Here is a 21,498-nt window from a genome sequence, read left to right as displayed (position 1 = left end):
GTGGTTGATTTTGGGCAATAAATGCAATAATTTGAAATTGATTTGTTTACATTTCGTTACATTTCTTAAGCTTAATGACGGCAAAATGTAAACATTTCTTAAATATCTTATATGTTGCGGTCTCTCATTTGTGAGTCTGTGATCGCTATAATGCCAGTAAATGCCCTGAACTCAAAGGAAATCTTTATGAATTGGCAGCAAGCTGCAACACCCTTACATCGCTTTTATAGTTGCTTGCCCTATCTTTTGCCCATGTCGGCAGGGGTGATTTATGGAGCCGTTTTATTTCAACAGTTCCCCTTGCTTATCCTTCCCTTTATTCCTTTCATCTGGATTTATAGCAATGTGCTGTCATTCCCACTAGTGCCTTTTCTGGGATTAACAGGTGAGTTTTTCTTATTTATGGGCTTATATTTTTTGGTGGTCAGAGATGCCCGTATTCCTCGCTTTATTCGCTTTAATACGATGCAAGCATTGTTAATGCAAATTGTCTTATTTATCGGTCAAATTCTCTTCCAATTCCTTGAGCAACTATCCAATGCTGCATTGCCATCTGTAATTAGTGCAATTTTTGCTAACACAATGTTCATTGGAGTGATGCTATTAACTGGATATGCAGTTTATCAAAGTATTAAAGGTGAATATTCTGATATTCCTACACTTTCTCAAGCTGCATCATTTCAGTGCGAGGTGTAAAAATGGTACGACGTAGTTCAATTGATTATTTAGATAGGCTTTATGCCAGTTTGCCTTACATACTACCAATTACTGCTGTAGTATTATTTGGGGCATTTTTGTTCGAGCAGTTTCCCCAATTAGCAACAATTTTTACTCCTGTTTTCTATTTATACAGAATTCTAGCAATTTCAATTATTGATTTTATTTCAATTCGCTTTGTTGCTTGGTTTTGTGTATTTATTTTTGTAGTTAGAAACTATAAGGTAAATCACTTTATCCGCTTCAATGCCATGCAAGCATTACTGCTAGATATAATTATTGCTCTTGTGGGTGCATTCACTGAGCTTTTAGCACTGATCTTAGGGAAGCTATCCTTTTTCCCTTTCATGCTTCAGATAATTGCTAGTGTTACATTTTTAGGTGTCATAGCTGCATCTGTATATGGCATCTTTGAATGTATTCGAGGCAAGTATGCTGATAAAATACCTGTGATTTCTGATGTTGGCTATTCGCAAATACGCTAATTAATCTGAGCCGATATAAATCTTTCAATATCTGAGTAATCTCGATGGATTTGAATATTTTTATATTTGCCATTTGTTTGTAAAAGCGATCGCACAATTTCCGCTTGACCTTGCATCATCTCAATGATCCAAAATCCACCAGAAATTAAAAATGCTGGTGCAGTATCGACTAATTCTCTAATGTCATCCAGTCCATCTTTGCCACCATCCAAAGCAGAGTGTGGCTCATGATTAGTCACTTCTGGCTGTAAATTTAAAACTTCATTACTAGGAATATAGGGAGGATTAGAAATAAGTCCTATTAATTGCTTCTGGAGATCTAATTTTGCTAATGGCTCAAACCAACTGCCATGATGAAATTGAATTTTCTGGTTATTTACATTGGCATTAATTTTGGCGATTTCTAAAGCAGATTCACTAAAATCAACTGCATGAATTTGTGCTTGAGGAAAATGCTGAGCTAAGGCGATCGCGATCGCGCCACTACCAGTTCCTAAATCCACCCAGATCCCATTGTGATAAATCGCATTTTGGCAATGCTCGGCAATAATATCAATGATTAATTCCGTCTCAGGACGGGGGATTAAAACGGCGGGAGTGACTTGCAATTCTAAATCACGCCATGTGACTGAGCCTGCTAAATACTGCACAGGTAGGCGATCGCTTAATCTTTTTTGCCAGAGTTGATCTAGCTTAGTTAATAATTTAGGTGTAACTTTCTGCGCGATATTTGGCGATCGCAATCTCAGGTCTAATTTATCTAAACAAGTCAAACGTAAGACTAACCAATCTAATTCATATATTGGTACGTCATGCTGCTTGGCAGCACAAATTTGGCGATCGTACCATTCCCAGAAATTCATAATTAACGTTAGTTCCAGATACAGAGCAATTCCTTAATAAAATGTGAGTTCGGGTTAAGTAGCAGAAGATAAAGCCTATTCTATCTGTAAATAAGGCTTCTTTCTTTTCTGTACGTTTGCCAAAACAAGGTTTCAGGCATATGCACATTGGCATTATTGCTGTACCCCTAACCTCGACAAACCTGCAAAATTAAAACCCAAGAAGCTATTGGCGGTAAGAAGTAACGACACGCATTTTCTGGTTTTGTAGCATGGCTAAGACTGGTGATAGTTATAAATAATGCATACGATCGCTAGATCAGCCCAGATATGCTAGGCTATGTCATCTGTATAAGATTTGCCGATACTGCGCATGGAATCTTTGCCTGAATCTTCAAAATCCGTAGGCGATCTTGTCAAGACAGATCGTGGAGCATTAGGGGTTGATCGTGGAGTGGATCAATCTACTGAATTACAGGCGAATCAAGTATTCGATAAAAAATTAAATAAAAAGGTCAGTGAATCGCGCGATCGCTTGACTTTGGCAGATTTGGGAATAGTGTTGAGTATTCCACTAGTAGGATGGCTAATTGCGGTGGGGACAATTTATCTCGTTAATCCATTAGCCATTAGTTGGTTAGCCTCCTCCGATGCGCCTGCTTTTTACCCCAACTCATTGTGGAATGTTCCTAAAAGCATCAAACAAATTCAAGAAGAACTGGGGCGTAGTCAACTTAAACTCGGTGAAAATTACAATCTTAAAACTGGGGAAGTTATCTATACAGTTCTAGAAACAGAAACTCAGAATATTCGCGAGATCCGCCTTTATCAAACAGTTTGGGATCGTGGTATTGAGAAGTTAATGTTAGTAAGTACCATGACGATCTCAGGCATCGATGAATATTTTGTGCGATCGCCTCTTTTAAAATATGCTACCTACTCACCTCCTGAACGTTTACAGCCAAACCGCAACCGACTACCACTCAAAAAACTGTCTTTAATCGATAATCCACCCAAGCAAATTGGTGATCAAAAAGATGGTCTTTGGTTCACGACATCAGGAAGAGTAGATGGGATTGCCTATGGACAGATTTATTACTTTGTGACAGACAAGCGATCTCAACTATTTGAATTAGAGTCTTGGACAAGCGCCGCAGGAGAGATTCCTAAATGGCGAAGTATCCTTACGAGCAATCCTAATTCTCCACAATTGGTAGTCAATCAAAGTCAGGAATTTGAGCCAATGTTTTTGGTCTATCAACCTGAAGAAGCGATCGCCACTTCTATTAAGAAAGTCCAGTTGCGACAGATCAATCTCAATGAAGCAAAAAATCAACCCAAAGCCTATCAAGATGCTCTACTTATGGCGAGTGTGGGACTATGGTCGCCTGCCTTGGGTAAGTTTAATCTTATGGTTAATGAATTGCGAGCGCAGGGTAAAACTCTATCGCCATTCTTACAGGAACAATATGATCTAATTTCCTTACATGCCAAAATCACCTCTGAGCGAGCCGATAATCCCAATGCAAATATTGGCGAAAAAGCCCTCATTAATATCATTGATGGACGCTGGAGTGAGGCGATCGCGATCGCTAACGATACCACCTATAAAGGCGATCGGATTGCGGAAATGTTGGAGAAATATCATCCTCATATTTGGCAGAGAGCAATGACCATGTTGACTTTTACCAATGCGACGGAGATCAAGCTGTGGGGAGGATTAGTTGTGCTCCAACGTAATGGCTTGCGGCGTGCTGAAAATTGGTTGAGAGAACAAAAGGTTGATGCGAAGGACTTCAATCAATTATTACAAAGACTAGATCTTGCGCCGATCTTGCTCAAACCACAGCAATTGCTGGGCAGTGTTACCTACATTGGTAAAGGAAATGCTGGCTCGGAATGGTTCTTGCCTCCACCAAAATTAGAATCGGGGCAAGCTTGGTACGAAGTGCGGATTGATTTGATGAAGGATGGTGATAAGTGGCGCAATGATCCATTCTCAGAACTAAGCGATCGCTCATCAATTCTGCTATGGCGCATCTTAGGACTTTCGATTAACAATAATCTGGGTGTGGTGCTATACGATGCCTATGGCAAGGCTCAAACATCATTCCTGACTGCTCAATCTTTGTGGGTTGGTGATGATGGTCAGTTGAAGATTTTAGCTTCGGGTGAAGCTAGTCTCGCGCCTTTACTGACAAAAAGCATCATTCCGCCACTAGTAACTAGTGGTGGTACATTCGATCCCCCTAAGGGAAACTCTGTTGATTGGCAAACGCTCTCTCCAAAAGTGATTGAACGCATAATTCGATCTATGTATAGTGAGTTGCAACGCAATGGACAGGTCTCCATGAGTATTGAAGACTTTGGTGTCCTAGCCCAACAACAATGGACACTCACCTCGGTGAATTTAGATGGCTTTGGCAAGTCTGAGTATTTACTATTACTAGATCGATCGCAAGTTGATCTAGGCGATCGCCATTATCCTTTAGCGATCGCTTTTTCGAGTGATGGCTCCCTGATATTTAGTGATATGAATGGAGGTAGATTATGGCTAGATGTATTACCAAGCAGCACCGAAGGACAAATCCTCACCCTCCGCAATCGCCGTTACGAAGTATGGAACTTCCGTTAAAATAAACAATATCTCGCTTTACGATACATTGTTTATAGAATTGTTAATGGATCGACATCGATCGCAACTCTCACAGCTTTAGAATTCACTAACATTCGTAACTCTTCTAAGTTCGGTACATTGAGTAAAACATCAGGCATGAATTTTAATAGAATTTGCCAGCGATAACGATTGGCAACTTTAGCGATCGTGGCGGGAGTCGCTCCTAATATTTCCCAATCATTTTCTAATTGTCGTAAATATTCTGCTAATTCATTTGCAGAATTCTCTACTGTTTGAGCATTCTCACTACTGAGATGAATTAAGACCATTTGCCCTTTGGGGGGATAGCGCAATGCTTCTCGCATCTCTAGTTCGGTTTGCATGAATTCTTCGAGGCGATAGCTCTGAACTGCTTGGATGGCGGGATGTTCTGGGGTGTAGGTTTGCATAATGACCTTGCCATCTTCTTCGCCACGACCTGCGCGACCTGCAACTTGTAGGAGGGTTTGTGCAGCTCTCTCTCCTGCGCGATAATCGGAGAAGTTTAATAATCCATCAGCGGAAACTACACCTACTAACGTAACTTGGGGAATATCTAAACCCTTGGTTAGCATTTGGGTTCCCACTAATAAATCTGCTGTTCCTGCGCGGAACTGATCGATGAGCAGACGATGCTGATCCTTGTTGCGGGTGGTGTCGCTATCAAAACGAATTAGGCGAATATTGGGAAATAATTTGCTAAGTTCCTGTTCTACTTTTTGAGTGCCGCTACCAAAATATTTGAAATAGGGTGAATTGCATTGAGGACAGGATTTCGGCTGGATTTGGGTGTAGTTGCAATAGTGACAGCGCAAATGGGCGGATTTGGGTTGATGGGCTGTGGGTGAGATGGGATCGTGATAGGAGAGGGAAACATCGCAATGTGGACATTCCGCAACATAGCCACAGGATCGACAGGAAACGAAGGTACTATAGCCGCGTCGATGAATGAATAGAATTCCTTGTTGTTTCGCTTCAAGCATTTCGGCGATCGCACCTTGTAACTTCCGACTCAAGATCGAGTAATTGCCTGCCTTAAATTCATCGCGCATATCCACAATTTCAATCGGTGGCATCGCTCGATTGCCAATGCGATTAGGCAGTTCCAAATAAATTAATTCCTGCTGTTTCTGAGCAAAGACTAATTCTGCGGAAGGGGTTGCGGAACCCATGACAAGGGGAACTTGCTCTAACTGCGATCGCCATTGAGCTACCGTCCGCGCATGGTAACAGGGTTGAGGTTGATCCTGCTTGAAGCTATTGTCATGCTCCTCATCCATCACAATTAAGCCGAGATTTGATAATGGCGCAAATACTGCCGATCGCGTGCCAATTACTACTTGTGATTCCCCTGTCAGCATCAATCGCCATGTGTCAAAGCGTTCACCATCGGATAACTGGCTATGATACACATTCACCTTGGCATCACCAAATCTTGCGCGAAAGCGATCTGTTAATTGGGGAGTCAAACCAATTTCAGGAACTAGTACCAATGCAGATTTCCCAGCTTCGAGGACAGTCGCGATCGCTTGCAGATACACTTCAGTTTTACCTGAGCCTGTCACTCCATGCAGGAGAAAATGTGACGGATTATTATTAGCGATCGCTTTTAAAATTTGCTGTAGGGCTAAATCTTGATCAGGGGTGAGAGCTTTGGGGCGATCGCGAATGACCGTATGACTTTTGCCCCCTAATCGTAAAGATTCTCTTTTAGAAACTACGACATATCCCTTATTCTCTAAGTTCTGAATTACGGAAGCAGAGGTTTTTGCTAGTTTACATAATTGAGATTTGGGGCATTCTCCCCCTTGATGTTGCAAAATTGTTAAAACTTCTGTCTGTCTAGCCGTGATCTCACTATCGGGAACCTTGATTAAAACGACAATATCTTCATATTTTGGTTGCGGACGATTGGGTAATTCTAAAACCGTTTCAACCAGATCTAATTTTTGTAATTCCCTTAGCCCTGCACCTGTATATCTACCCAGCTTTTGCTGAATATAGCGACGACTTAAACCTTTAGGATTTCCCTTATGCTCTTGTAAAAAATCCCACACCATTTGGGCTGCCTTGGGAGCAACTGGAGTCCCCATAGATGAATCTAGTTGCTTGATTTTGATGCGGTAATGGGATTGATCAAGCAATTTTGGTGGTAGAGCAGTTTTTACCGTTTGCATGACAGGAGTTCGATAATAATCAGCCGTGCGCGTTAACAGTTCCCAATAGGTCGTAGGAAAAATCCCCGAACTGACTACAGCACTAATTTCTTTAATTTCTGTGTCGGGAGCATCAATTGTGGAAGTATCAGAAATTTGCAAAGCGATCGCCCCCACTTGGCGATTGCCCAAAGGAACACTGAGAATATCACCAACTTGAAGCTCAACATCTTCAGGAATCCGATAGGTCAGCAAATCATCAATACCAATGCAATCAACGATCACCGTGACATAGCGATCTCCTGAAATGTTGCTTAAATCAAACAGAGTCATGGATAGGTGTTGTCCTGAAGATAGTAGATTCAAAACTAAAAATGGCTACGCCATTTTTAGTTTTAATATCAAAGCTGCGATGGAGATCTCTATAAGTAGCTGGACATAATTAAAACCCAGAGCCAAAACCTGTAGCGCACGCGCAGCGTGCGCCACAGGTTTTGGGGTTTTATGTTTAATTGTGCCTAGCTACTTAGGCAGATAAACAGTGGTTGCTAGCCCTGCTATATAATCACTTTGTTAAGTATTGTCTACGAAATGATTAGGACAATACACCCTAATAACGAAATTTTATGGCTAAGTATATCTTTGTGACTGGCGGAGTCGTCTCTAGTATTGGGAAGGGCATCGTTGCCGCAAGTTTGGGACGGTTGCTGAAATCAAGGGATTATTCCATAGCAATCCTCAAGCTTGATCCTTATATCAACGTTGACCCTGGTACGATGAGTCCTTTTCAGCATGGGGAGGTGTTTGTCACCGAAGATGGTGCGGAGACAGACCTTGACTTGGGGCATTACGAGCGCTTTACTGATACATCGATGTCCAAGTTGAGTAATGTTACCACAGGCGCAATCTACCAAGGCGTAATCAATAAAGAACGCCGTGGTGATTACCAAGGCGGCACGGTGCAGGTGATTCCACACATTACCAACGAAATTAAAGAGCGCATTCATCGCGTAGCCAATAATGGCAATCCTGATCTCGTCATTGTCGAAATTGGTGGCACGGTTGGTGACATCGAGTCTCTGCCATTTATCGAAGCCATTCGTCAATTTCGTAAGGATGTAGGTCGCCAAAATGTAGTCTATATGCATGTGACCCTGATGCCTTGGATTGCCTCCGCAGGAGAGATGAAAACCAAACCCACCCAACACTCGGTTAAAGAGTTGCAATCCGTCGGTATTCAGCCCGATATTTTAGTTTGCCGTAGCGATCGCCCTTTACCACAAAACATCAAAGACAAGATTTCTGAATTTTGCAACGTTTTGCCTGAGTGTGTGATGACAGGGCAAGATGTCAAGAGCATCTATGAAGTACCGCTAGCAATGGAGCGTGAAGGCTTGGCAGAGCAAGTATTGCGCTTGTTAGGAATGCAGCAACGCCAACCCGACCTTCGCAGTTGGCAAACCCTAGTTGAGCGTCTCTATCGCTCAGAGCATCAGCTAGAAGTAGCGATCGTCGGTAAATATGTCCGCTTGACCGATGCCTATCTCTCGGTGATCGAAGCCCTTAAGCATGGTGCGATCGCTTTGAATAGCAACGTGAATTTGCGCTGGGTGAACTCCGAAGACATCGAAACCTATGGCGCGGAGAAATTCCTCAAGGATGTCCATGCGATCGTTGTTCCCGGGGGCTTTGGACATCGTGGTGTCGATGGTAAAGTTGCGGCTGTGCAATATGCTCGCGATCACCAGATTCCATTTTTAGGACTCTGTTTAGGAATGCAATGCGCGGTGATTGACTGGGCGAGAAATATCGGTAATCTCAGTGATGCCAATAGCTCCGAGTTTGCCCCAGAATCCAAAAATCCCGTTATTCACCTATTGCCAGAGCAGCAAGATGTAGTTAACCTCGGCGGCACAATGCGTTTAGGTCTATATGCCTGTCGTCTTGCCCCTAATAGCCTTGTGCATAGTCTGTATAACGAGTCAGTTATTTATGAGCGCCATCGCCATCGTTACGAGTTTAACAATGCCTACCGATCTCTCTTTCTTGAGTCGGGCTATGTGATTAGTGGCACTTCTCCCGATGGACGTTTAGTTGAAGCGATCGAGCTACCTAGTCATCCCTACTTTATTGCTACCCAGTTCCATCCAGAATTCCAATCTCGTCCAAGTAGTCCCCATCCCTTATTCCAAGGTTTGGTCAAAGCTGCTCTAGATCTCCAAAAACAGCGCATTGCCAGTAATACTGAATCCGTTCATATTCCAGTTTTAGAACAGAATAATGAACTAAAGCAAGAGTTTGCCTCTGTGATGTTTAGCTAAGAAATATGCCATTTTGCGCTACGCACGCCGTGCGAAGCAAGACGCACGTAGCGATTTTAATAATGATTCTAGAATAGCCAGCGCTTCGTGCCATTTATTCTAGATCTAGACAAGAGACAGCACTCTAGTGCTGTCTCTTGTCTTTTGAGATTTAGTTATAGCTATATATAAGGTTTCGGCAATTTTGGCACAATGCACAATAATTTTTAAGAATCTCAACGTTTTGCAGCGATCGCCCTGTAATTGAGCTTTACTCAAGATATAGCAAATTTTTATAGATGACGAGTAACGTTCGCGCTACTTGTAATCAGATGACAAATACCTAAGGTTCGACAACTATGTTCCAACAAATTTTATTGGCTGTTGATGGTTCAGGGCGATCGCGCGAAATGCTAAATATGCTGCTAGCCCTACCTAGCATCCAAAGTTCGCAAATTAATGTTCTGCATGTTATTCCTAACTCCACTAACTCTGAAGGAATTACCGAATATCGTCTTGCGGGTGAAAAGATTATCGAAAGAGAAATTAAAAGCTTGCGCCTGTCCTCAGGCAATAGCACTGTCTCCCTTCTCAAAGAGGGTGAACCCAAGGATGTTGTATGTAAAGTTGCTGAAGAACTCAAAGCCAATCTTCTGATCATGGGATCGCGTGGCATGGGACGCTTGCAAGCAATTTTGGCAAATTCCGTCAGTCAATATGTTTTCCAATTGTCTGATGTCCCTATGTTGCTCATTAAGGATGATGTATATATCAAAACCATCCGTAGCATCATGGTTTCCGTTGATGGTTCAGCAGCTTCCAATCACAGTCTCGATCTTGCCATTAAACTAGCTAGTGGTGCTAAGGATGTGGAAATTTTCTTAGCAAGGGTTGTCAAACGTAAGGATGAAAATACGGCAAGCACTGATCCAGTACTACTTGAAGCTAGTGCTAAACTCAAGCGTTTAAATATTCCATCTCGCTCCTTTGTGGGTTCTGGTGATGTGGGTAAAGAGATTTGTCGATTAGCAGATGAGTCGAATACCAGCCTATTATTAGTTGGCTCACCCGATCGCCGTCCTTCGATCGCCCGCAGTTTACCTGACCTTGATCGCCTCCTTGGTAGCTCAGTATCAGATTATGTGCGCGTCAATGCCACTGTGCCTGTATTACTAACCCGAACCATTGAATAATATTGATTTCCTTCTCTAGATTGTTGTGTTACTTTTAGAGGATTAAACATCAAATTAAGAAAGATTTTGGGAATCAAAAAATGACATAACCATTTCTCTACTAAATGCTCTTTGTCAAACTAAAGGTGGTGCAACGCGCCACCTTTAGTTTTTGGATAGCTAAGGCTATAATTTTTCAGTTCTTGCCAGTGAAACTATGCAACGTATTTTGGTCATTGAAGATGATGATGAAATTAGAGACGAAATCATCGATATTTTAGAGCTTAAAGGATTTGTGGCTGAGGGTGCTAGTAATGGTCGTATTGGCTTAGAGGCAGCGAAAAAAAAACATCCTGAATTAATTCTATGTGATGTTGATATGCCTGAATTGAATGGCTATGGTGTCTTAAAAAAATTACAGCAAGATCCAGATCTAGAGGACATTCCCTTTGTTTTCTTAACAGCTTCGTCTAGCATGGACAACCTAAGAAAAGGAATGAACCTTGGTGCAGATGACTACCTTACAAAACCTCTTCAAATAGATCAGTTATTAACTGCGATCGCTACCCGTCTCCAGAAACAAGAAAAATCCAACAATCATAAAATTGGTAGCATTACCCATTCAAATACTACGTCGCAACAAGCTTCTGCAAGACAGATTTCTGAAACGTCAAGGTTAACACCTCGTCAGAGTCGAATTTTGCAATTAGTCAACCAAGGCAAGCCAATAGTTGAAATAGCTGATGAGCTTGCAGTGAGTATCGATGCTGCTGAGCTTCTAGCCGATATAGCGGTTCGGTTGAATCATCGGCTTAACTTAAATCAAAATACAGAAATCCCGCCGCAATTACCAGTCGCCCAAATTGCTACTTCTATTCCTGATGAGCGCTTAACACCACGTCAGCGTGAAATTTTGAAGTTAGTGGCAAATGGAATGACAACTAAAGAAATCGCAGAATCTTTGTTTATTAGCGTTAAGACTGTGGAAACCCATCGTGGACAGTTAATGGAACGTCTTAATATTCACGATCTTGCAGGATTAATTCGTTATGCGCTGCGATCGGGATTGATAAATCTAGATGAGGGATACTAAGCTTGTGTACCACATAAAGGAGTGTAATAGGCTCAAATAAAGGCGACGTAAAGCTCTGCTTTGATTTATTTGACTTAAATATAGTGGTTTTCCCTGATACTCAACAGAAAGAAATTTTGGTACTTTATTAATAGGGAAATAAATTTAGAGAGGTAAAAATCATGAATATACGGTTGCCTCCAGAAAAGCAGTTAGAACACGATATGTTTTGTCAAGCAATTAAAAATATTGACTTAGAGACAATGCAAATAGTCCTTACAAAGCTACATATGATGTATTTGAAAGAGCAAACCTTAGTAAATGAAATAGTCAGTAATGATTTGTTAAAAAGTATTTAGAGTTTTAAATTAGACTCAAGTACGTGAACAAATTTAAGTGGACAAATTTATAAGGCACACAACAATTAGTGTGGGGGCATCCCCAATACCTCTCTTGTTTATAAGGGGCTGAGAGTATGGTGTTATTCTCTAGCGTGGGGGGATGTCCTCCCGCCCTTTTTTTTGTAAAGCCCAAAGCATGAATAGCAGCCTCATTGGATTTACTACACAAAGTTGGCGATCGCTGTTACTGAAAGCAAGGCAAATTGATCGTAAAACAACTACCAACTCCGACCTCGCTAGTTACACCAACTTCACCACCGTGCATTTCCACAATTCTTTTTACTAGCGCTAGTCCTAAACCTGTACCTTCATACTTCCGATTCAAGGCACTATCAATTTGGATAAAGGGTTGAAATAACTTGGGAATAGATTCGGACGCAATCCCAATGCCTGTATCTCTCACAACTATCCTCAGATAATCTGTAGAATTTAGAGGTTCTCTGAGCCAAATTACCTCTAGGGTCACTTGACCATTCAACTGAGTAAATTTAACTGCATTATTGAGAAGATTAATTAGGGCTTGACGAATACGCCGTTCATCTAAGTAGACAGACGGCAGTTGGGGAGGCAATATCGTTTGGACTTGAATCTTTTTTTTAATTGCTTGTTGTTGGATAAAGACTAAGCTCGATTCACATAGAGAATGGATCGATACAGGAGTCAGTTCCAACTGCATTTGTCCAGATTCAATTTTGGCAACATCAAGTACATCATTGATGAGTTCGAGCAAATGCAAGCCACTGCTTTCAATGGTTTTGAGCGCCTTAATCTGTCGTTCATTAACAAAACCATAGATCTCTTCTTGGAGGCTTTCGGTCATTCCTAAAATGGCATTCAGGGGAGTACGCAACTCATGACTCATCGCTGCCAAAAATTCATCCTTCAGACGAGTGGCGTGAACTAGTTCCTCATAGGTCTGTTGGAGTTGTACTTCAGCTAATTTACGCGCAGTGATATCTTGGGCTGAGCCAATGGTACATTTCACTCGCCCCTCCGCATCTCGACTAAAAACCGTAAAGCGCGTGAAGAACCAACGCCATTCACCCCAAGCGGTTTTCATATAGTATTCAGCGTTATAGATTTCGCCCTCCTGCAATAATTGCAAGCGTTCATGCCCTTCGAGGAATTGGCTCAAATCTTCGGGCTTGAGGACATTAGCAAAGAAGGCTGAACCCATCTCTAGAATTTCGGTAGGCGTATAACCCATAATTGCCTTGATTTCACCATTGACATAGACATTGCGATTTTCTTGAATGTCATAGATATAGAGGATACTCGGCGAAGCATCGGCAACCTTTTGCAAAAATTCTTGGCTTTCTTGTAAAGCGATTTCAGCTTTTTTGCGATCGCCAACATCGGTAAAGTAACCCACAATTTCCGAGGGATTATCTTGAGCATCACGCATTAAGCGTAATTCATTCCTAAGCCAACGATAATTGCCATCTCGATGTAAAGACCGATATTCATTAATGTAATAGCCTTGCTCAAATAGTTTAACGACCCCTTCAACTGCGTGAGGAATATCTTCGGGATGGAGATGCTCTAACCAAAAGTTTGGGGTTGAGAGGATTTCGGTAGCGCTATAGCCCAACACTTTCTGGACATTATCACTAATAAAAGTGATGGTATTACTGCGATCGGCAGTACAGGTAAAAATGACTGCTGGGTTTGAAGATAGAATGAACTGCAAGCGCTCTTTGAGTCGTTGATTTTCTTGCTCAGCGAGTTTGCGATCGGTAATACAGTCCATTGAGGGATTAAGTAGTACAGTAACAACACTTAGTAAACCAATTTTTGAAGAAATCTTTTTCTAACAAGTAAGGGAAAACGTTGATTAAATGCTGAAGTAGTTTTTGAGAATGAGGTCTAAGCAATCTAATAAAATATTTGAGAACCGACCACATCATCTCAATTGGATTAAAATCAGGAGAATAGGTGGGTAAGTACAAAATCTTAGCACCTGTCGCTGTAATTGCTTTTGCGACCCCCTCAACTTTATGGCAGTTGAGGTTATCCATGATGATCCTATGCTCAGGACGTAATTTAGGTACTAGGTCATCTTGGACAAAGGTGAGAAAATCTGCTCCTTTCATAGAACCCTGAATCGTTTTCAGGCAAACAATCCCATCAACTGAAATAGCGCCAATTATTGTGTATTTCTGACCTTTGTAAAAGGGACGAAGACTGAATACTCTTTTGCCACATTCACTTCTTGCCACAGAGCGTTCCATCCCCTGCCATACTCCCGTTTCATCAATACAAATCAGATCTTCAGCTTTCACTTCATTCAATGCTTCCCAAAATTCACATCTTTGCTGTTGTACTGCCTCACTTTTTACCTTTTCATGGCGATAGGTCTTTTTTTTAGAGTGATGTTATGCCTCTGGAAAAATCGGCACATGCTGCCTGTGGTCACTGATACTCCTGTTTGTTCTGCTACTTCTTCACAGTACTGCCATAGTGTCCAATCTGGATGCTCTGAGACAATTTCGAGGATTTTCTCCTGATGCGCTTCGAGGGGACTTTTGATTGGACTACCTAATGGTTTGTGGTTTAGTTCTCCTGTCTCTCGGTATTGATTCAGTAGTTTTTGCACTGTTTTCGTCGCGACTTGAAATTGCTTCGCTACTTCCCGAATCGATGTATTTCCTGCTTCGTAGTTTGCTACGATCTTTTCTCTGAGATCTAGTGAGTAAGGTGCCATTTTTTACTCTCTTTTGGGTTTTGCTATCCTAGCTTATCTTGTACTACTCTTTCCCTCAATAGGCTGTATCTTGAGCTGAGCCAATCGTATATTTAACCCGTCCCTCCGCATCCCGACTAAATACAGAATGACGGCTATAGAGCCAACGCCATTCCCCTTGGGTGTTTCTCATGCGGTATTCACAGTCATAAACTTTGCCATCTGTCGCCCTTGCTAATAGCTCATATTCGGTCTGAATATTTTGCAGATCATCAGGGTGCATTAACATCGCAAAGAAGGCGGAACCCATTGCCTGAATCTCGGCAGGACGATAGCCCAGAATTGTGCCGATTTCTCGATTCACATAGATATTTCGCTGTTCTTGAAGATCGTAGATATAAATAATATGTGGTGAAGCATCAGCAATTTGCTGCAAAAAGTTCTGGCTTTCTTGAAGGGCAAGTTCAGCTTGTTTGCGATCGCTAATGTCCTGCATCAACACCACAAAAAAATCAATGCTGCCATCTGGTTTTCGATGACCCTGTACAGACAAATTCGTATAAATGATCTGTCCATGTTTATGAATAAAGCGCTTATCGATTTCATAGCCTTCTATTTCTCCAGACATCACGCGATTAAAATGGTCTAGATCAATGGCTAAATCATCAGGGTAGGTGATTTTATCCCAAGTCAATTCTTGCAATTCCGCAAAGGGATATCCCAAAATCTCACAGAGTCGATCATTAACATTGATCCATCCTTTATTAGGAGAAGTCATTGCCATGCCAACAATATGTTGCTCAAAATAACGGCGCAATATCCTTTCGTTCTGACTGAGAGCCTCTTGACGCTTTTGCAAATCCGCAGTCCTCTGAGAGACTCGTTCTTCTAGTTCAATATTATTTTGAGCTATCACATCATGGGCTTTTAGAAGTTCTCGCTCATGGAGTTTACGATTGGTAATATCCTGCACTTGAGAGATGAAATATAGGGGATTTCCTTCGTTATCTCGCACGAGTGATGAGGATACTTCACCATAAATGATGTGACCGAGCTTATGGCGATAGCGTTTTTCAAATATCACACTATCTTTATGAGCTTCAACTGCCCCTTGGATAAATTCTTGACTAATTAGGTTATCTTCAGGAATTGCTAGAGTAGCAACATTCATCCTGTTCATTTCTAATGAGCTATAGCCAAAGATCTGGCACATCTTCTCATTAACCTGCAAAAAATTGCCTTGGAGATCGACTAGACACATGCCAATATTGGCATGGTCAAACGATAGTCGGAATTTATCTGCTTCTGCTTGTTTTTGAGAAGTGACTTTTTGAGAAGTGACATCTAAAGCCATGCCATACCAAGCTGTCTCCTGATGGGATAATCTTTCAGCACGAAAACTTGCCTGTATCCATTTCAGCTTGCCCGATGGAGTGATAATGCGATGTTCACGACTCAATGTTTGCAGAGTTTCTCGACTCTGCTCCACCGTGGCGATACAGTCTGCGATGTCATCAGGATGAATTTGCTTCAGTACAAGGTTGGCATCCGCCATAACTGCTTCAACGGTTAATTCATATATTTCTTGGACATAGGGGCTGATGTAGGTAAATGCTACAGAACCATCGATCCGATGAACAAGGCTATAAAGACATCCTGATGCTGCGATCGCTATTTTTTGTAACAGATCTTCCCCCCTAGCCAAATCATCAAAAAATTGGTCTGTCATATACTCATACTCTTTTAGATGATACGAAAAGATCTAAGTAGTTCAGCATAGTTATCCCAAAACTAGCGCTTGTATCGACCGCTTAGTAAGCGACACAAGCTTTTAGGGTTTAAGCTCACTTAAGCTGAGCTACTTAATTTGAGATAAATTCTCATGACCTTGACATAAGTTAAGCTGATATAAATTATTCTACTTGTCGTCATACTTTTAATGCCGACATTTCACACAATTCTATAATTTTTGTTGGTATAGGGCACTTTTCAAGTAAGCGAGATACAGAGGATTTCCCTGCCGAAGGCGTGGGCATACAGTCCTAATGATTGCTTAGGACAAATACAAGTAGCGGCGCTTTGCGCCGCTACTTGTATTTTGGGTTAGCGAGTCTTACCATTTTTCGCTTTTGTCAAACTGACGATAAAATCAAGATACCTTTGAAATTAATTAGCGCATATATGTCTGACAATTGGATTGATCGTCTTAAGTATGATGAGAAAGGCTTGATTCCTGCGATCGCTCAAGATTATCAAGATGGCACAATTTTGATGATGGCATGGATGAATCGTCAGGCTTTAGAGCTAACCATTGATACTGGTGAAGTACATTACTGGAGCCGATCGCGTCAGGAACTATGGCATAAAGGCGCAACTTCAGGGCATATCCAAAAACTGAAAAAGCTATATTACGATTGCGATCGCGATGTGATTTTGGTCAAAATTGAGCAGATTGGTGATATTGCCTGTCACACAGGCGCAAGAAGTTGTTTCTTTACTGAAGTTCCGCTTTGATCAAGAGTGGCGCAAAACGCCACTCTTGATCTAGATGGAAATTAGCGAACTTACCTTATTAACTAGTTCAGAAGTTGAAAAACCTTTAGTTAAATAATCAGTTGCACCAAGGCGGCTAGTTTCACGCGACCACTCTTCGGCAAGTCGAGAGGAAACTACCAGAATTGGCATCGCAAATCCTGCTTGCCGACAGCGATCGATCAGGGTAAATCCATCCATATGCGGCATCTCAATATCCGTGATTAGCAAAGCAGGTTGCTTATGCCGTTGTAACCACTGCCAAGCTTCCATTCCATCATCACAGGTGGTAATTTCATAGCCCTGTGGAGATAGACTGCTTTCGATTCTGCGACGCATCAGAGCTGCATCATCAACTACCAAAATTTGGCGATCGCTAGAGACTTCTAAGAAAGATGAATTGTCTAGCGAATCAGTGGCAATTGGTTCCAACTCTGAAGAGAAGAAGGCTTCGACAAAGGAAATGGCATCAAGCACGGGGATGAGTTTACCATCGGGCATTAGACTCATGCCGATCAAACCAATGGGAGCAATTAGAGGTGACGGAATAGGATTAACTAATAAGTCACTCTGTCCCATTAAGGTGTCAGCAATGAGCCACACACCGCGATCGCCCGTGACTTGCCCTTCGGATAGTTTTGTCCGCACGGCGATCGCCGTCGGCAAAATTGGTCTAGCTTCCGATGAGCCTAGCCAATACTGATAAAGATCGATTGCAGGTACGTTCCCATGAGGCTCTTGCACTTCCATACTGTAATCAGAGCGTTCTGTCTTTTGCCATAGGAGACTTTCCACTAAGGTAGTTGTATAAATTTCGGTCGTGGGAATCGCAAAGAGACGATCTACTGCCTGCAAGAGCATACAACGCACAAACAAATGGGGGACAGGTATCTGAATTGTAAAGGTTGTGCCTTTGCCAAGTTGGGTATTGAGACTGAGTTTGCCATTCATCAGGGCGACTTGGCTTGCCACCACATCCATACCCACACCTCGACCTGAGATCTCGCTCACAGATTTTGTGGAAGTAAAACCTGATTGACTTAAAACATTGATTAATTTCTCAGGAGTACTCGTATCTGTGAGGGGCAATCCTTTAGATTTCGCAATTTGACTAATGCGATCGCTATCTATACCTCTACCATCATCACGAATAGTCAGCTCAAAAACACTGCCTCTTCTTTGCATCGCAAGATCAATTTTCCCTTGCACAGGTTTACTGATTTGCTGACGCTGTTCGGGTTCTTCAATCCCATGATCGTAGGCATTACGCAACAAATGGAGTAAAACTGGTTCTAAATTGCGTAGAGTTCCTGCATCTAGTTCTATTTGTTCGCCAATAATCGTTAGCTCTACAGCCTTACCAACACGAGTACTCAGGTCACGCAAAATTCCCCTTGCACGAAAGGCTAGGGTCTCAAAGGGAACAAGACGACTCTCTTCGATGGTTTGTTGGAGATTGCGTAAACTGCGATCGAGGGTTTGAATACTTTCAGATGTTTTGCGGGCTGACTCCCCTGTTTCTGAGCCTAGCTCAATTAAACGCAGACTAATTTCTAGTAAACGGTTAATCGCTGTATATCCTTGACGATAGCGCTCAACTTTCAGCCCATCCTGTTCTGCGGAAATATCTAGCAACGCATAGTCATCTTGGACTTCGCGTAACTGGGTAATGTACTGCACACTATTTTGCGCTAGTGAGACAAGTGGTAGGAGATTTGCATACACGGATTGATAAAAGCCCTGCGTAGCACGGGTTGCCATCAAAGTCTCTACAAGATATTGGGATGATCGCTCTAGGCGATCGAGCGGTACAGGAATTTGAATCGCAGATGCAGGAACAGGCGTATTAATTAGCGGTATAGCCTCATTTTCAACAGCTAAATTACTACTTGAAGAAGTAACAGGTTCTTCAATTGGCAAACCCCCCCCCTGTCGAGCGCTATCCTTGAGCTTGCGCAAAAATGGCATCCACTCAGCGTGCCACTGTTCACAATTGGGGCGATCGCATAAATCTAGTCCCGTTTTTAAGAAATCCTGCCAAGCCGTCGCTAAATTTATTTCTGTACCAATTGACTGTAACTGAGCAATAGTTTGCTGGGCGATTTCACAGGTTTCTATTGGCACTGTCCCCGTTGCTGGCAAAACCTCGATCGCCATTTCTAGATCTAAAATTACCAAGTCAAAACCTTGATCAGCAAATTCCTGCTGTACTTGGCGCATTTCATTCCATTCAGGCAAATATTGCGACTGAATGCGATCGCGCAAACTTTGGATATAGCGCACGGCAAAATCGGACTCGCCGAGTTCCGCAGTTTGCGAACTATCCTTTTGAACCGTACCAATGAGTAATTCCCCTGACTCAATCAAAGACTTTGATAATTCCCCATCCATCAAAGGAGGAGCCACATCGAGATAGCGAAGATCCGATAGTAAATCCTCTAAGACAGTAGAGACTTGGAGGACGGATTGAAACCCCACTGTCACCGCTCCACCTTTAATCGTATGCACACAACGATATAACTGTTGGATATCTTCATGCCAGCTAGTGGCATTTAATTGGTTAACAGTTTGGACATAGAGCTGCAAATATTTCTGTGTATCTAGTTCAAATAGATGACGCAGTTCTTCGTGCAGTTGGATATCATCAAATTCAGAATGTGCCATTATTTTGCTACTTGGATACTCTCAACTTCGATGGAGTCCAGATCTTCAAGTTCATTATTATCGGATTGGAGAATTGCAGGCAAACGGAAAAACTGTACTCTTTCTAGCAATTGCCTTGCTAATTTACCCATCTTGCCCGATTGATCGCGGGTAAATTGTGCCTGAGAAGCAGAACGCTCAGCGATCGCCTCAATATCTTGGATGGAGGCTAAGCTAAATTTTACGGCCTCAGCGATCGAGCTAGATGACTCGGTTACAGACATGCCAATATCCGCCAGTTCCTCAGTAACCGTAGCAATGTTGGTAAAAGATTGCTCAGAGCTATCAACACTCTTAGTGAAGTCCGACACAAGGCTATTCACGTCGCGCACATCCTGATCAATCCCTGAAACTACCACTTCCACAAATCCTGTGCGTTGTTGTAGTACCACCAGCCCCTGATTAGTCTGCGTCGCCAAGGCATTTACCTGTGAGGCGATCGCTTCAAATTCCCTTGCCACTGATACAAATTGCTGAGGGTCTCTCTGCTCTAAGGCTCTTGTTGCCACCATCGAAGCATTGGTTGCTAGCACCTGAGTTAATGACGCTAAGCGTTTTTGATCCAACACAAACTGTTTTGCAAGCGCAACGAATTCACCGAGATTTTTAATCCTTTGTACCATCTGTACGGTCGCAGCTTGGAGGGACTCAATCGAAGCAGTGAGGTAAATAATCTGTTCCTCCCCTTGCCGCACGGCTGATCGCACCCTTTGCACCGCTCTATTCGCCGCGATCGCCTGTTGAGCTGCATCCTGTGCTAATTGGTTAACATCCTCAATGCCTAAACGGGCTTGCACAACTAGCGCCTCCTGTTGCTCAGCATTTTGGGATACCGCGATCGCCAACTGTTCAAGGCGATCGGTGCGAATAGTGACTTGCTGTGCAGTTTTCAAAACGGCTGCAAGTACCTCTGCTAACTGCTCTGAGAGACGGTTGAGTGTGTCCGCAATCAGACCTGTCGCATGGGGGCTAACCTCTGCCTTAGCGGTGAGATCGCCTAGCTCCAGATCGGATACCACATCTAGCAAGTGGGAAATTTCATCCTCAAAAATATTGTTCTGGACTTCTGCCTCCATCTGAGCGGTGGACTGATCTTGTCGATTCTGAGCCAAATTAACCGTCATTAAATTCAAGATATCGGCTAACTTACCAACCTCATCGGCTGCACCAAGCTCTACCCTTGTCCCAAAAGTACCTGCATCCAAGTTACCTGTAGCATATTCTTTAGCGATCGCCTCCAAGTTCCGAATCCGCTTGCTGAGAGTCCCACCAATCACCAAACTCAATAGGGAACTCATTAATAGCACAATAAAGGCTAAGCCAAACACAAAAAATGTGACATTAGATAGTTGAGCCTGAGCTTCTTGGTTCACAATCGGCATGAGGCTAATATCTAGATACAAAGCAGCGATCGCAAAGCATATTAACGGCAAAAAGCTTGTTAATCCAATCGCTAAGAAAATTTTGGTGTTAATCGGTAAATTATTTAACCAACTACTTTTATTAGAAGCTTGTCTAGATATCGGGGCAGCAGCAACGGCAGCCTTCCTCTTTTTTTTAGCACTAACTTTTTTGCGCGAAAAGGGAGGTTTATTTGCCATATCTTTCCATATTTAACGCGGTACAACATTTTTAGCAAAAATTTTAGTTCTGTTTTCAGTACAAATCTCTGCTTGTGTTAACAACATACAGGTTTGTGTTACTGCCATTGAGTATGCTTCGCCACAATGTCAATACAAAGTCAATCCAAAAAAGCCGCGCAAAGCACGGCTTTTTTGG

General features: G+C 42.4%; 14 protein-coding genes and 2 pseudogenes. 8 read left to right on the top strand and 8 right to left on the bottom strand.

Going from position 1 to position 21,498, the window contains the following annotated elements:
- The first annotated feature begins 186 nt into the window (after positions 1-186).
- Entirely contained in the window at positions 187-696 is a 510-nt protein-coding gene (locus NMG48_RS20875) for a Tic20 family protein (protein WP_169364223.1), read from the top strand.
- 2 nt (positions 697-698) lie between these two features.
- Entirely contained in the window at positions 699-1,202 is a 504-nt protein-coding gene (locus NMG48_RS20870) for a Tic20 family protein (protein ID WP_271253312.1), read from the top strand.
- On the opposite strand, the gene prmC is transcribed toward NMG48_RS20870, so the two are convergent.
- Entirely contained in the window at positions 1,199-2,065 is an 867-nt protein-coding gene (gene prmC / locus NMG48_RS20865; RefSeq protein WP_271253311.1) for a peptide chain release factor N(5)-glutamine methyltransferase, read from the bottom strand. The genes NMG48_RS20870 and prmC overlap by 4 nt on opposite strands.
- Before the next feature lie 361 nt (positions 2,066-2,426).
- Between prmC and NMG48_RS20860 the strand changes: the two genes are divergently transcribed.
- Complete coding sequence (locus NMG48_RS20860; protein WP_271253310.1) at positions 2,427-4,679, top strand: hypothetical protein; 2,253 nt, start codon at positions 2,427-2,429, stop codon at positions 4,677-4,679.
- A 32-nt stretch (positions 4,680-4,711) separates the two neighbouring features.
- Here NMG48_RS20860 and priA read toward each other — a convergent pair whose 3' ends face one another.
- Positions 4,712-7,222, bottom strand: a complete 2,511-nt coding sequence (priA, locus tag NMG48_RS20855) for a primosomal protein N' (RefSeq protein WP_345961218.1) — start codon at positions 7,220-7,222, stop codon at positions 4,712-4,714.
- Positions 7,223-7,482: 260 nt separating this feature from the next.
- Between priA and NMG48_RS20850 the strand changes: the two genes are divergently transcribed.
- From NMG48_RS20850 to NMG48_RS20835, 4 genes are all read left to right on the top strand, one after another.
- Positions 7,483-9,177 carry a CTP synthase gene (locus tag NMG48_RS20850; RefSeq protein ID WP_271253309.1) on the top strand — a complete coding sequence of 565 codons (1,695 nt, stop codon included), beginning with the start codon at positions 7,483-7,485 and terminating at the stop codon, positions 9,175-9,177.
- Positions 9,178-9,515: 338 nt separating this feature from the next.
- Positions 9,516-10,349: a universal stress protein gene (locus tag NMG48_RS20845; protein WP_271253308.1), complete on the top strand. Its 834-nt coding sequence runs from the start codon at positions 9,516-9,518 to the stop codon at positions 10,347-10,349.
- A gap of 196 nt (positions 10,350-10,545) precedes the next feature.
- On the top strand, positions 10,546-11,421 hold the full coding sequence (locus tag NMG48_RS20840) for a response regulator transcription factor (RefSeq protein WP_271253307.1): 876 nt from the start codon (positions 10,546-10,548) through the stop codon (positions 11,419-11,421).
- 161 nt (positions 11,422-11,582) lie between these two features.
- Positions 11,583-11,759, top strand: a complete 177-nt coding sequence (locus NMG48_RS20835) for a hypothetical protein (RefSeq protein ID WP_271253306.1) — start codon at positions 11,583-11,585, stop codon at positions 11,757-11,759.
- A 238-nt stretch (positions 11,760-11,997) separates the two neighbouring features.
- Here the strand turns inward: NMG48_RS20835 and NMG48_RS20830 are convergent.
- The 4 genes and pseudogenes from NMG48_RS20830 to NMG48_RS20815 all read right to left on the bottom strand — a co-directional run.
- Positions 11,998-13,551, bottom strand: a pseudogene (locus NMG48_RS20830) (PAS domain-containing sensor histidine kinase); the annotation flags it as partial.
- A 7-nt stretch (positions 13,552-13,558) separates the two neighbouring features.
- Positions 13,559-14,107: pseudogene (locus tag NMG48_RS20825) on the bottom strand (transposase); the annotation flags it as partial.
- A 29-nt stretch (positions 14,108-14,136) separates the two neighbouring features.
- On the bottom strand, positions 14,137-14,505 hold the full coding sequence (locus NMG48_RS20820) for a helix-turn-helix domain-containing protein (protein WP_271251623.1): 369 nt from the start codon (positions 14,503-14,505) through the stop codon (positions 14,137-14,139).
- 55 nt (positions 14,506-14,560) lie between these two features.
- Complete coding sequence (locus tag NMG48_RS20815; RefSeq protein ID WP_271253304.1) at positions 14,561-16,213, bottom strand: PAS domain-containing protein; 1,653 nt, start codon at positions 16,211-16,213, stop codon at positions 14,561-14,563.
- 452 nt (positions 16,214-16,665) lie between these two features.
- On the opposite strand from NMG48_RS20815, the gene hisI reads away from it, so the two are divergent.
- Entirely contained in the window at positions 16,666-16,998 is a 333-nt protein-coding gene (gene hisI / locus NMG48_RS20810) for a phosphoribosyl-AMP cyclohydrolase (RefSeq protein WP_271253303.1), read from the top strand.
- Positions 16,999-17,028: 30 nt separating this feature from the next.
- Here the strand turns inward: hisI and NMG48_RS20805 are convergent, their stop codons facing one another.
- A complete protein-coding gene (locus NMG48_RS20805; protein WP_271253302.1) occupies positions 17,029-19,680 on the bottom strand; it encodes an ATP-binding response regulator in 2,652 nt (883 codons plus the stop codon).
- Positions 19,680-21,320, bottom strand: coding sequence for a methyl-accepting chemotaxis protein (locus tag NMG48_RS20800; RefSeq protein WP_271253301.1), 1,641 nt, complete (start codon positions 21,318-21,320; stop codon positions 19,680-19,682). The genes NMG48_RS20805 and NMG48_RS20800 overlap by 1 nt, the downstream gene beginning before the upstream one ends.
- Positions 21,321-21,498 lie beyond the last annotated feature (178 nt).

Origin of the sequence: Pseudanabaena sp. Chao 1811 (genome assembly GCF_027942295.1) — a bacterium.
Lineage (GTDB): Bacteria > Cyanobacteriota > Cyanobacteriia > Pseudanabaenales > Pseudanabaenaceae > Pseudanabaena.
Note: the sequence above shows the minus strand (reverse complement) of the source record. Positions and strands in the feature narration are given on the sequence as shown.